Source organism: Citrobacter sp. KTE30 (assembly GCF_000398825.1).
GTDB classification, from domain to species: Bacteria; Pseudomonadota; Gammaproteobacteria; order Enterobacterales; family Enterobacteriaceae; genus Citrobacter; species Citrobacter freundii.
Map to the genome: position 1 here is coordinate 332,937 of NZ_KB976056.1, position 13,655 is coordinate 346,591.

The following is a 13,655-nucleotide window of genomic DNA, read 5'->3' on the forward strand; positions in this document are numbered from 1 at the left end:
GCCCCGCCTGCATGCCGTTAGTAAAGTGATGCTTTGCCGGTTGAACCGAACAATTTCATTTTGTGGCGGATCACGTCCCGCGCGGCGCTAATGGCTTCTGGGTAGATTACGTTCGGGTCCCACCAGGTTTCTTTTGCCAGGATTTCGCGGACTTTCTGGAAGTAGGCGTATTTCATATCGCTGGAAATGTTGATTTTACCCACGCCCAGCGTCACGGATTCGGCAATTTCCGCATCCGGGTTAGCGGAACCACCGTGAAGCACCAGCGGAATATCCACACGCCCGGCGATGTCGCGCAGGATGTTCATTTGCAGCTCTGGCTGCATCCCTTTCGGGTAGATCCCGTGCGCGGTTCCAATCGCCACCGCCAGCGTGTCTGCACCGGTTCGGGCGATAAAATCCTCTGCCTGAGCAGGATCGGTATAAGTAACCTTCGACACGCCGCCTTCCACTGACGTCCCGGTCTGACCAATCGTACCCAACTCCCCTTCCACAGAAACACCTACCGCATGCGCCAGCTTGACCACTTCGCGGGTCAGCGCCACGTTCTCTTCATACGGCAGCAGCGAGCCATCAATCATCACCGAGGTAAACCCACACTGAATCGCCCGCAGCACATGCTCAACCGAAGCGCCGTGGTCCAGATGCAGAGTAAAGGGAACCGGGCTACGCAGAGTGATATCGCGGACATAGCTAAAAAACGCATCGCCGACAAAATCATGTTCACTGGGGTGAATAGAGATAATCGCCGGGGTATTGGTCGCTTCCGCTTCCTCCACTACTGCACGTACAAAGCAGCTGTCCGCCACGTTGAATGCGCCGATAGCAAAACCGTGCTGACGAGTAGGTTGCAGTAATTCTTTCATCGAAACTAACATGTTAATTCTCCAGTTTCAGGGTGTAGAAAGCCCTGCCAGTGCGTCATCGCAGAGGCATAGAAGGCGTTACAGAAAATGAATCAGGCTTTGCCGATAGCGCCGCTGGCCTGCAGGTACGGAATAATGGCTTCCTCGCAGGCCTGCTCCATCAGGGCCAGGGCATCAACGAGCTCACCGGATGTGTCACAACACAGGGTATGCAGTAGCGCAGCCTTTCCGGCTTCGAAAACCGCCGCACCAACGTTTATCTTGGCGACGCCAAACGTCGGGCAACGCTGTAGCTGATCAAACGGCGTCCCGCTGCCGCCATGCAGCGCCAGAGGTACAGTTGATAACCGGGCTATTTCCTCCAGCCGCAGGAAATCAATAGCAGGTGTGATACCCGGCGCGTACATGCCGTGTGCCGTACCCACCGACACCGCCAGCAAATCGATCCCGGTCTGTTGGATAAAGGGTTCCACGTCGGCGGCCTGAGTCATCAAATCAGCGTTAGCGGCATGGTCATAGCGCGGAGCATCGGCCAGATGGCCCAGCTCGCCTTCCACGCACAGAGAAACGCTGGCTGCGAGCTCGACCACTGCCCGGGTCTGGCGAATGTTCTCCTCCAGCGCAAAGGCGGAGGCATCGATCATTAACCCGCTGAATCCGGCGCGAAAAGCCTGACGAATGCGTACAGGATCCTTTCCATGATCCAGCGCCAGCGCGACCGGTACTGAGGCTTCCTCTGCCAGCGTTTTGACGACCGCAGCGGCTATCGGGGCCGGAAAATGCTCCAGATGCCCCTGATACAGATTCAGAATGATGGGCGCACGGTGTTTCTCTGCCACCCGAACCGCCGCGCGGGCGCTTTCCAGGTTCATACAGTTAATGGCCAGCAGCGCGTACTGCTCGCGCCAGGCTTTCGTCACCATGCTTTTCATATCGGCAAACATACGGCCTCCGGTTATTCCAGGGTGAAGGTGATCTCTTCGTCTTTCAGTTTTTGATCGCTGAGTTCATCAAACTCTTCGTCACGCTCGGTCACCGGTTTCTTCCACAGCGACAACATGACACCGCAAATCACTGTGCCGATCCCCAGCGCCAGGCAAAACAGCAGCGGATGCGTAAAGAGCGGAACCACAAACATGCCGCCGTGCGGTACCGGGCTTTCGACACCCCACACCATAATCAGGCCGCCCGCAATCGCCGAGGCCACCACGCAGGAGCCCACCACACGCAACAGATCGCGCGCCGCAATCGGAATGACCCCTTCGGTAATCATGCAGATCCCCATCGGGAATGCGGCCTTCAGCGCCTCACGTTCCGCACGGGTGTACTTGTGACGCGTCAGCAGGAAAGAGAGCGTAATGCCGAACGGAGGGATCATCGAACCAACAAACTTCACCGCTTCCGGACCGTACACACCGCTGACCAGCATGCCGTCAGCAAACAGCGACATGGTTTTATTCACCGGTCCGCCGAAGTCGAATGTCGCCATCGCACCGAGGATAGCGCCCATCAGAAAGCGGGATCCGCCCTGCATGGACTCCAGCAGATGAATCAACGCGTCCTGCAGCCAGGCTATCGGCTTGCCAATCAGCGTCATCATCAACAGGCCGCCAATGACGGTACTCAGTACCGGCAACACCATGATGGGCATCAGCCCCTGCATCGACTGTGGCAAACGGATATAGCGCTTAAGTAGCAGTACGGTATAACCGACCAGGAACCCGCCCAGCATCCCGCCGATAAAACCGGTATGAATTTCGCCGCAAACAAAGCCGACAATCAGGCCCGGCGCAAATCCGGGACGATCGGCAATGGAGTACGCAATCGCCGCACTGATCAGCGGTACGATTAACCCCATCCCCCAGCCGCCAATCTGGTTGAGCATCCAGGGTATGGTTCCTGTTTTTTCACCTACGTTAGTGCCGCCAAGTATTTGCCCGAGAGCAATACAGATCCCGGCGGCGACAATTAACGGGATCATCCACGAAATCCCCGTTAATAAATGTCTTTTTATTTCCTGAGATAGCGGAATTTTATTTTCACTCATGTGAAATCCCTCCAGAATGAGGATCGCTACTGGTTATTATTAACTAATGATTTTTCGACCTTTTCAAGAAACTGAATGGGCGATTTTATGACGATTTCGGTTTTCACTCGCACGATTCGTTTATTTGAAAATCGTTCCTCCCCTTTTATTTTGACATCGACAGCAAGAATTACGACATCAGCTGCAGAAATATCCTCTGTCAGCAGTTCGTTCTCCGTGCCGATAGTTCCTTGGGTTTCAACTCTTATATTATGACCAAGCGCTTTAGCACCTTTAATTAGCTTCTCACGGGCAATATAGGTGTGCGCAATACCCGCCGTACAGGCGGCAACACAAACAATATTCATAACATGCTCCACTTTTTATTTAGCAGACATTGGATTCAGCATATTGGCTAAAAAGCTCAATAATTTTCTGTGGACTGCTTTCGACTAACAGTTGTTCAATAATGTCGTCATCCGCCAACGCGCCGGCAACCTGCGAAAGCAGACGAATATGTGTAGTGTTTTGATCTTCAAGACGTACGGCAAACAGAATGATGCAGCGCACGTTGCTACCATCCAGGGTTTCCCAGGGAATATCCTGGCGGGTACGCCCAATTGCCAGCGTGGTATTGACCACTGCCGAGGATTTCCCATGCGGGATCGCAATATGATTTTCGAAGCCGGTCGAGCCTTCTGATTCACGCTGCCAGACATCCTGAATAAACGTTTCCCGACAGCTAATTGCCCCATCTTTTTGCAGAATATCCGTCAGTTCCTCAATAACCTCCGTTTTGTTTGTGGCCTTCATGTCCAAAATAACGCGATTTGTATTGAGTATTTTCGTGATGTCCATCAATCATACCTCATGGAGTTCAGACATTAATTTTCGACGACCAGCGACGTCGCCCGATGTAATTTTTCCGTAATAACCGTTTCTGTTACCCGCTTAATATCTGCATCATTGAAAAAGGCGGTGACATACACGACCGGCATAGCAACGGCAGGTAAATTTATCGTCGATACCACCAGTTCAATATCGTCAGTCAGTACGGAGGGCAGGCTGCCTGCCGATACCACGCCGACGATAGTCCAGTCCGGAAAGGCGCGCAGAATACGGCTTTTGAGTAAGTGAGAGGTGCCAATACCGGTTGAGCAGACCAGCAGCACGCGCTTACGCGCTATCTGCCGCTCCATTGCGGCTTGAAAATGCACGGTTAAATATCCCACCTCATCTTCCGACACGGCCCGCTCGCCCCAGCTGCTAAACACCCGATTCACCGCGCACTGGGTCAGACGCCACACGTCCTGCAACTCGCCTTTAATATCCTCCAGCAATGGATTGCGAATGCGGATCTGGTAGTTCAGGCGGTTAATCAGCGGCTTAATGTGGATCAGCAATCCGTCATAAAGCGCCGTGTCCTGGCTAAGATCGCTGTCGACCATCTCGGCAAAGGAGGCAATCAACCGATGGGTAATCAAACGCGCTTCGTCGCTGGAGTGCATATGGCCAATCACGCTCACGTCGTTATGCTCTTCAATTACCACGCCGGAAGAGATAATGTATTGATAAATAAACCAGACTTCGTCTTCCGGCAGCGGGTGGGCAATGCGTTTTTCAATATGCTGAATCATCCGGCTGGCAATGGAAAAAATATTCTCGTCACATGAGGTGATATTTTCATCTTTTCTCGGCAGCGCATTGCCCCGCGTGATGCGGTACATCATGATCAAAATATGGGTAAAGATATTGACGTAATAAGGCTCGCCCAGAGACCAGCACAGGTCGTTCTCCATTTCCTGCAATAACGTCTGGACAAATAAAACATCTTCTTCACCAAAGTAATGCACTAAGGCTTTATAACTGCCCGGGTCAAGGCGTGAATAAACCACGTTACCAGGTTCATTATGGTTAATCACGCCGTTAATCAGTGACGCCATCGCCTGGCGTACACCGCTCTCGCTGCCTTCGATATGCGTGCCGCTCTGACTGCGAATCAACGACAGGCCCAGTGGGGTAATCCAGGATTCAATTACTTTCAGATCGTTAACAATCGATGCGCTACTAATGAAATAACGTTCGGATAATTTACTGATCGACGTTTCATGCGGCGTTTCGCTTAATAACTGTGAGGCTATCTTGACTCGCCGTGAATTATTCATCATGCCGTCAGTATCATCACCTTCCGATCCTAATAACTGATCCATATATAAAAGGTCGGTAATATTATCGGAACTTAATATCACCCCAGCACCAGCACGTTTATCGATGGTTATTTTCCATTCTGATAACCATGGTTCCAGTAAACGCAGATCGCGCTGCACAGTTTTCTCTGAAACAGATAAATACTCGGCAATTTTCAGCAGCGTGACATATTCCTTCTTAGACAGAAGAAACTTTAATAATCTGTTTTGTCGCGAGGTAATCATTTGCATTATTTACCCTTATCACACACCAGATTAAATAGCTAAAGAAGCGCTTATGCTCCACGTGTAATCCGTGATGATAAATATAAGAGGACTACGATGCGTCAACAATACTAAATCGTGTCCAGTAATCCGGACAGAAATAAGACAAAAAGAGGAAATAGTGAGATATTTACGGCGCAGATCACATTTTTCGCGGGAATCAGAGTGATACCGCTCGCAAATATGCAGAGATAAAAATTTAATTCAGGATGTTTTGGATTTTCAGATCTGGAATGCTGCTCGCAGCGTGGGCCGGATAAAACGCATCCGGCACCACGTCGACACATACTTACAAGGTAATCGTCAGCTCACTGCCCTGTGGAGTAATAACTACACCCAGCTCGCTGCCCATATGCGACCCGCATTTAATGCCGCCAATTTCCTGAATATTTCGCAGGCACAGCGTCCAGTTACGTGCCTCACCGTTCCCTTTCACAGTGATGGTATTACCTACACGCGTCGCCTTCAGCGTGAAGATAACCGAGCCGTCCATCGCAGGCACTTCACACACCGCTTCCCGGCCCTCCTGCAGATGGAACAGCTGGAACGCGGTTCCTTCATGCCAGGCGTAGTCCGGCTTCTGGTTATTGCTGCCCAGCGCCAGCAGGGTGTTCTCGCGCACGTAGACTGGCAGACTCAGGAAGTCATGCTGCTGTTTATGCCAGCGACTGCCAGACACCTCGTCGTTACGCCACAGATGCGTCCAGCGTCCTTTCGGCAGGTAAAACTGTACATCGCCCGCCTCGCTAAACACCGGCGCAACCATCACGCTATCGCCCAGCATGTACTGGCGGTCGAGATAATCACACGCCGGGTCGTCCGGGAACTCCAGCATCATTGCGCGCATCATCGGCGTTCCTAGCTCATGGGCGCGCGCCGCTTCGCGATACAGATACGGCATCATGCGGCATTTCTGCTCGGTGAAATAGCGCACCACATCGCAGGATTCGTCATCGTACGCCCACGGCACACGGTAGGATTTGCTCCCGTGCAGACGACTATGGCTGGAGAGCAGCCCGAACGCACACCAGCGCTTGTAGACGTGCGCCGGGGCGGTATTCTCAAAGCCGCCAATATCGTGACTCCAGAAGCCAAATCCGGACAGACCAATGGACAACCCGCCGCGCAGGCTTTCGGCCATCGATTCATAGTTGGCATAGCAATCGCCGCCCCAATGCACCGGAAACTGCTGCGCGCCGACCGAAGCTGAACGGGCAAACAGCACCGCCTCTTCTTCACCGACAGTCTCTTTCAGCACGTTCCACACCAGTTCGTTGTAGATGTACGCATAATGGTTATGCATTTTCTGCGGATCGGCACCGTCAAACCACTGAACGTCAGTAGGAATGCGTTCGCCAAAGTCGGTTTTGAAGCAGTCAACGCCAATATCCATCAGACCTTTCAGCTTATTGGCATACCACTCACAGGCTTGCGGATTAGTGAAGTCGTAAATCGCCAGGCCCGGCTGCCATTTATCCCATTGCCACAGGGAACCGTCCGGCCGCTTGAGCAGATAGCCTTTCTCTTTCAGCTCTTTGAATATTGGCGATTTCTGGCCAATATACGGGTTAATCCACACGCAGACCTTCAGCCCTTTTTCTTTGAGGCGGCGGATCATGCCTTCCGGATCCGGGAAGGTCATCGGATCCCACTCAAAGTCGCACCACTGGAAGGCTTTCATCCAGAAGCAGTCAAAGTGAAAAACGTGTAGCGGCAGATTGCGCTCGCCCATGCCGTCGATAAAGCTGTTGACCGTCGCTTCGTCATAATTGGTGGTGAACGACGTGGTCAGCCACAGGCCGAACGACCAGGCGGGCGGCAGCGCGGGACGGCCAGTGAACTGGGTATAACGGTTCAACACGTCCTTCGGCGTTGGGCCGTCGATGACGAAATATTCCAGATACTCACTTTCCACGCTGAACTGCACTTTCGACACTTTCTCAGAGCCGATTTCAAACGACACGCACTGCGGATGATTCACCAGCACACCGTAACCGCGGTTGGTGATATAGAACGGGATGTTCTTGTAAGATTGCTCGGTGCTGGTGCCGCCGTCACGGTTCCAGGTTTCTACCGTTTGCCCGTTACGCACCAGCGCGGTAAAGCGCTCGCCCAGGCCGTATACCGTTTCCCCGACGCCGAGATCCAGGCGCTCAAACATATAGTTTTTCCCGCTGTTGGTATCCTGCACGTAGCCGTTGTTTTTCAGCTGGCTGCCGGTAATACGTTCGCCGTTACGCAGGAAATCCAGCGACCAGAATTCCCCTTTGGTTACGCGCACGCTCAGGTTACCGCTCTTCAGTTCGGCAATCTCAGCGGTGTTGCGCATCTCGACCTTCACATCCTGCAGCACATTGAGCGGGTAATGCGGACCGGTATCCAGCGCCCCCTGGAAGTGCTCCATACGCACACCGACCACGCCTTCCTGCGGCGAGAAGAAGCGCAGGGTAAACAATGGGGTATCCAGTTGCCAGGTACGTTCACGCACGTCGCGCGGCGCAACGTAGACAATCATCTCATTGCCCTGCTGTTCAACCTCGAACACCTGAATCGGGTTAATCACGTTCAGACCGGGCTGAATCAGCCAGTTTCCATCGCTAATTTTCATCATCGGTTCCTTAGTTCTGTAATTCTTTCGTCGTGAAATCTTGCTGATTGCGGCGCGCGCCCTGCGCCAGTTGGCTCATGATTTCAGTCAGATACGGGGTTTTCAGGGTGTAGAAGCGTTTGGCGATCACGGCACTCAGCAGGTAGCAAATAGCCGGGACTATGGTGAACAGCGCGATGATGATGCTAATGGTGGCGCCGTTCTGGGTTTTCGCTGCGGCGTCGTAGCCCCCACCTGCCAGCATCCAGCCAATCAGCGCCCCACCGAGCGCCAGGCCCAGCTTGAGCACGAACAACGTGCCGGCAAAGCTGATCCCCGTCAGACGTTTTCCGTTGCACCACTCGCCGTAATCCACGGTGTCGGACATCATTACCCACTGAATTGGCGTCACGAGCTGATGCAGTACGCCAATCACGAAGATGAAGACGAACATAGTGATGTTGGCGTGCATCGGTACGAAGAACATCGCCAGACTGACGACCGCCAGCGCGGCGTTGGTCCACCAGAAGACGCTGACTTTGCATTTCCAGTCAGTCAGCGGTTTTGCCAGCGCAGAGCCGATCAGGTTGCCGACGCAATAGGTGGTGAGGAAGGCGACAAACACTTCTGGCGTGCCCAGAATCCAGGTGACGTAATACATCATCGCCCCGCCGCGTACGCAGACAGCAAGGATGTTGAGGATGGTCAGCAGGCCGACGATGCGCCATTGATCGTTCTGCCAGATGTCGCGCAGGTCTTCACGCATTGAGTTGCTGCTCGGCGGCGCTTCCACGCGTTCTTTGGTGGTGAAAAAGCAAAATGCCAGCATCAGGAACGCCACAACCGAGAGCACGGCAATCCCGCCCTGAAAGCCGAACGCTTTATCCTCGCCGCCAATCAGATTTACCAGCGGCATCATCAGCACGGTGGAGAGCATGCCGCCCGCCGTCGCCAGCACGAAGCGCCAGGACTGCAGGGAGATACGCTGCGTGGGGTCATTGGTGATGACACCGCCCAGCGCACAGTAGGGAATATTCACCACGGTGTAGAGCAGGGTCAGCAGGGTGTAGGTGATTGCGGCATAAATCATTTTGCCGTTCAGACTGAGATCTGGCGTACTGTAGGCCAGCACACAAACCAGGCCAAACGGTAGCGCGCCAAACAGCACCCACGGGCGGAATTTCCCCCAGCGCGAGCGGGTGCGGTCGGCAAGCAGCCCCATACAAGGGTCTGAGATGGCATCCAGCGCACGCGCCAGTAAGAACATGGTGCCGACAAATCCGGCCGGAATACCAAAAATATCGGTATAGAAGAACATCATATATAACATAACGTTATCGAAGATAATGTGGCTCGCCGCATCGCCCATTCCGTAGCCAATCTTCTCTTTAACGGACAAAATCTCACTTTTCATTACGCATCCTTGTTAGCACTTTCACACGCACTGATACCGGTTACAGTTCTTGTAAACCATCCCTGTGAGCGCGGGTATTCCGATATCTCGTTATCAAATTACGATTCTTGTTTTCTGTGATCAGAGTTGCGTCGAAAAATGTGATGAAATGTAACTACCGGATTTATTGAGGATTTATATGAAACCGATCATGGCAAGACAAAAGGGAAGTTAAAAAAGTGAGTGAGGGGGTGTGGAAACCGTAGGAAGTAGCTATAATGCGCCCCGCCTCCATGTAGCAATCGAGGCGCGGAAGATCGTCATCTCCGGTGAGGTGGCTGGACTTCAAATCCAGTTGGGGACGCCAGCGTTCCCGGGCAGGTTCGACTCCTGTGATCTTCCGCCAAAGTTCCTCCTCACCCATCCGAGAAAGTCTTAAAAACCCTTTATTTTCAATCACCATTGTAGATTAATCATCCGTAGCAGTCCGACAAGATCTCCCTGAATCCATGAAAAATATGTATAGTGATGTGTATAGATTTTTTATACACATTTTTGGCTTATACACATGGCACTTACAGATATACAAATCAAACGAGCAAAGCCCCAAGACAAGCCATACACATTGAACGACGGGCAAGGCCTGTCATTGCTTATCAATCCCGATGGCTCGAAGGGCTGGCGTTTCCGTTTCCGCTTTGCCGGAAAAGCGCGGTTAATGTCATTTGGTAGCTACGACCTTGTGAGCCTAGCTGAAGCACGTGAGAAGCGTGAGACCGCTCGTAAGCAAGTTGCCAATGGCATTGACCCGGTTGAGGAACGCAAAGCCCAGAAACTGGTTCAGCAGCTCTCCACTGTAAACTCATTCGAAGCTATATGCCGAGAATGGCACGCCAACAAAGCTGACCGCTGGACAGTGGCCTATCGCGAAGAAATCATTAAGACATTTGAACAAGATGTGTTCCCGTTCATTGGTAAACGCCCTATCAGTGAAATCAAACCGTTAGAACTGCTTGAAGTATTGCGACGAATAGAGAAGCGTGGGGCACTTGAGAAAACACGTAAGGTTCGTCAGAGGTGCGGTGAGGTTTATCGCTATGCAATCATAACTGGCCGCGCTGAATACAATCCTGCGCCTGATTTAGCCATCGCTCTGGCTGTTCCCAAGCAGAAACACCACCCTTTTTTATCTGCCGAAGAATTGCCTCATTTTATTCAGGATCTCGAAGCGTATACCGGTAGCATCATCACCAAAAATGCTACGAAGATAGTCATGCTGACTGGTGTAAGAACGCAGGAAATGCGCTTTGCTACGTGGGATGAGGTTGATCTTGAGAAAGGCATATGGCAAATACCAGCAGAAAGAATGAAAATGCGCAGACCACACATTGTTCCTTTGTCTACTCATGTAGTTGCCCTCTTCGAACAGCTCAAGCCTATTACCGGCCATTACCCCTACATTTTTATTGGCAGGAACAATCGTAGCAAACCAATTTCAAAAGAAAGTGTGTCACAAGTGATTGAGTTACTTGGTTACAAAGGACGTGCTACAGGTCACGGTTTTAGGCATACAATGTCGACAGTTTTGCATGAACAAGGTTTTGATAGCGCATGGATTGAGATACAGTTAGCCCATGCAGATAAAAATGCAATTCGAGGGACATATAATCATGCTATATACTTGAAAAATAGGAGGGTAATGCTACAGTGGTATTCTGATAAATTAATAAGCTGAGGGCTATACATGACATGGCTACATAGTAATGCTGAATGGGTATTCTCTGGTATTGGCGTTTATGTCATATCACTTATAGTATTAGCCATTACAGCATTAATATTTAGAAAAAAAATAAAAGCTAGCACTCAAAAGATCGCTAAAGTTTTTACTTTCGGATGGGGTAACACAACTAATATCAAACAAAATGATGGAAAAGAATAACTCTCAAAATGTTGACCAGAAAATAAAATCTACTGTCGTGGGGACGGGCAACACGACAATTATCGCACAAGTCATTGTTAATACTAATAGTCCTGACATTGATACAAATGCAATACAAAACACACTGATTAATGAGATAAGAAGCTCTCTAAAAGAAGAGTTTGTATCCACGGAATATAACATATTACTTTGTTACCCTAACAAATTAATTCGTGATGAACCAACTCTAAAGATCATAAAAGAAATCAAACAAAAATTAGATAAGATGGGTGCAAAAGTTTATGAAGGCGGAGGAAAAACGGCCCTACCTAAAACCCAAATAACATATCCACACCTTGCGGAATTGGAATTTATAAAAACTGTCAAATGTGATACGGTGATAATTTTTGCATTGGATGAAGTCACACTATCACAACTAACATTAATAAGTTACTTTAAAGTTTCTAAAAAAATTGACAGTACAGATATGATAATAATATCTAGCGACACATTAAAAAATAGCGATATATTTTTATCCAATGGCACATTCCAATACTGTGATGATAATAATTGCAAATTATATTCTTTGAATTCACTAGATGATGCTGGATTAAAATCTGTAATCGCTAGGATAGAAAATAAAAAAATAATTCAACGAAAAGGCGGCTTGTTAGGAGATTAATATGGAAGAGTCTACTAATTATAAACTAATTATCTGGGGGTTATCCGTTATTCAGCCTGCGACGCCTAATGAGGTTTTGAATTATCTTACAACCACTTTAAATGATAATGGCTTATTGCCTGAAGTTGAAAAAATGGTTCATTACTTTACATTGCTTGATCAACATGGGTATATACATCAAGTATCAAAGCGCAACAATCTTTATTCGTTGACGCCTCGAGGAAATGAACGACTAACTCCAGCACTGAAAAAACTTCGCGATAAAATTAGACTATTTATGCTTGACAACTGTCACTCTACTAGTAAATTAGGAGTGCTGGCCTCAACTGATACAGAGAATATGGGCGGTGATTCGCCGTCTTTACTGTTAAGGCACAATTCAAAAGAGGTTCCGCACCCAAGCCTGTCTTGGGCTGCAGGGACCCTGCCCAGCAGCCCAAGACAGGCTTGGGTGCGGATCTACGAGCAATTAAATATTGGTTCGATGTCCAGTAATGAGGCCAGCACCCCACCCACAACGAAAGGCTCACCACACCATTCTATTGGTCGATTAGGTTTTTCTTTAAATTATTATTCATTTAATAAAATTGATGAGATTTTTTTTAATAATGATGGCGTGACGGCTATTGCCTCATGTATTGGCATATCTCCAGGGTTGATAACTGCAATGATAAAATCACCTAAAAGATACTATCGCACATTTAATTTACAAAAAAAATCCGGCGGTTTTAGACCAATCCTTGCGCCTCGTAAATTCATTAAAACCATACAGTATTGGTTAAAGGATCATCTTTTAAACCGTTTAAAAATACATTCATCCTGTTATTCATATAGAAGTGGTGTAAGTATAAAAGATAACGCAATTAATCATGTAAGGAAAAAATTCGTCGCAAATATTGATATTTCAGATTACTTTGGTTCAATCAATAAAAAAATGATCAAGGATTGTTTTTATAAAAACAACATACCAGAACATGTTATTAATACTATCTCTGGCATAGTGACATATAATGACGTGCTGCCACAAGGTGCGCCTACCAGCCCTATAATATCGAATGCAGTACTTTTCGAATTTGACGAAGAAATGAGTTTTCAAGCCTTAACTCTTGACAGCATATATACTCGTTACTCTGACGATATATCCATCAGCAGTGATAAGAAAGAAAACTTAGAGATACTTATAAGTATTGCTGAAGAAAAATTACTATCGATTGGGTTTACATTAAACAAAGAAAAAAAACGAATTTCTTCATATAATAGCCGTCAAATTGTCACTGGTATTCTCGTTAATGAATCGATAAGACCAACCAGAACTTACAGAAAGAAAATTCGCTCTGCATTTGATCACGCTCTTAAAGAACAGGATAACAGCCAATTAACGATTAACAAATTAAGAGGATATTTAAATTATCTAAAATCTTTTGAGCCCTATGGTTTCAATTTTAATGAAAAAAAATACAAAGATATTCTCAATTTTTTGCAAGCATTTAAGCAAGGGTAGCGCGCAATGCTCTCCCCGCCACGCCTGCCCGCTTCGTGGGGCGCTTTTAATGCAGGTGCGTGAAGGGACTCAGGCCGCGCCAGTGCTGGTGCGGCGGGGTGTGGAAAATTCAGGGTTTTGCATGCAAAGCCATGCAGCGTAGGCATGCATGGCTATTTTTATTAAAAAGACGGGTATTTTCGGGGCGTTTTATGCGGATTTTTTGCGGGTC

12 protein-coding genes and 1 tRNA gene are annotated in these 13,655 nt (G+C 48.9%); 5 read left to right on the forward strand and 8 right to left on the reverse strand.

Annotation, left to right across the window (positions count from 1 at the left end; all coding sequences use genetic code 11):
- Window positions 1–17: 17 nt before the first annotated feature.
- The 8 genes from WC1_RS01825 to WC1_RS01790 all read right to left on the reverse strand — a co-directional run bounded on the left by WC1_RS01825 (window position 18) and on the right by WC1_RS01790 (window position 9,364).
- Window positions 18–878 carry a ketose-bisphosphate aldolase gene (locus WC1_RS01825; RefSeq protein WP_003024018.1) on the reverse strand — a complete coding sequence of 287 codons (861 nt, stop codon included), beginning with the start codon at window positions 876–878 and terminating at the stop codon, window positions 18–20.
- A gap of 80 nt (window positions 879–958) precedes the next feature.
- Window positions 959–1,810, reverse strand: a complete 852-nt coding sequence (locus tag WC1_RS01820) for a class II fructose-bisphosphate aldolase (RefSeq protein WP_016151180.1) — start codon at window positions 1,808–1,810, stop codon at window positions 959–961.
- Between the two features lie 11 nt (window positions 1,811–1,821).
- A complete protein-coding gene (locus WC1_RS01815) occupies window positions 1,822–2,913 on the reverse strand; it encodes a PTS fructose transporter subunit IIC (RefSeq protein ID WP_003837581.1) in 1,092 nt (363 codons plus the stop codon).
- Between the two features lie 26 nt (window positions 2,914–2,939).
- Complete coding sequence (locus WC1_RS01810; RefSeq protein ID WP_003844521.1) at window positions 2,940–3,260, reverse strand: PTS fructose transporter subunit IIB; 321 nt, start codon at window positions 3,258–3,260, stop codon at window positions 2,940–2,942.
- 19 nt (window positions 3,261–3,279) lie between these two features.
- The gene (locus WC1_RS01805; protein ID WP_003842172.1) at window positions 3,280–3,750 is read right to left on the reverse strand and encodes a PTS sugar transporter subunit IIA; all 471 of its coding nucleotides are present in this window, start codon (window positions 3,748–3,750) and stop codon (window positions 3,280–3,282) included.
- A 26-nt stretch (window positions 3,751–3,776) separates the two neighbouring features.
- Window positions 3,777–5,330, reverse strand: a complete 1,554-nt coding sequence (locus WC1_RS01800) for a BglG family transcription antiterminator (protein ID WP_003844519.1) — start codon at window positions 5,328–5,330, stop codon at window positions 3,777–3,779.
- 322 nt (window positions 5,331–5,652) lie between these two features.
- Entirely contained in the window at window positions 5,653–7,971 is a 2,319-nt protein-coding gene (yicI, locus tag WC1_RS01795) for an alpha-xylosidase (protein WP_016151181.1), read from the reverse strand.
- Window positions 7,972–7,981: 10 nt separating this feature from the next.
- Entirely contained in the window at window positions 7,982–9,364 is a 1,383-nt protein-coding gene (locus WC1_RS01790) for a glycoside-pentoside-hexuronide family transporter (protein ID WP_016151182.1), read from the reverse strand.
- Window positions 9,365–9,654: 290 nt separating this feature from the next.
- On the opposite strand from WC1_RS01790, the gene WC1_RS01785 reads away from it, so the two are divergent.
- The 5 genes from WC1_RS01785 to WC1_RS01770 all read left to right on the forward strand — a co-directional run bounded on the left by WC1_RS01785 (window position 9,655) and on the right by WC1_RS01770 (window position 13,444).
- Window positions 9,655–9,749 (forward strand) — tRNA-Sec (locus tag WC1_RS01785).
- Window positions 9,750–9,911: 162 nt separating this feature from the next.
- Entirely contained in the window at window positions 9,912–11,078 is a 1,167-nt protein-coding gene (locus tag WC1_RS01780; protein ID WP_016151183.1) for a tyrosine-type recombinase/integrase, read from the forward strand.
- 9 nt (window positions 11,079–11,087) lie between these two features.
- Window positions 11,088–11,282, forward strand: coding sequence for a hypothetical protein (locus WC1_RS24245; protein ID WP_016151184.1), 195 nt, complete (start codon window positions 11,088–11,090; stop codon window positions 11,280–11,282).
- Complete coding sequence (locus WC1_RS01775) at window positions 11,269–11,943, forward strand: hypothetical protein (protein WP_155849128.1); 675 nt, start codon at window positions 11,269–11,271, stop codon at window positions 11,941–11,943. Before WC1_RS24245 ends, WC1_RS01775 begins: the two co-directional genes overlap by 14 nt.
- A gap of 1 nt (window position 11,944) precedes the next feature.
- On the forward strand, window positions 11,945–13,444 hold the full coding sequence (locus tag WC1_RS01770; RefSeq protein WP_016151186.1) for a retron St85 family RNA-directed DNA polymerase: 1,500 nt from the start codon (window positions 11,945–11,947) through the stop codon (window positions 13,442–13,444).
- Window positions 13,445–13,655 lie beyond the last annotated feature (211 nt).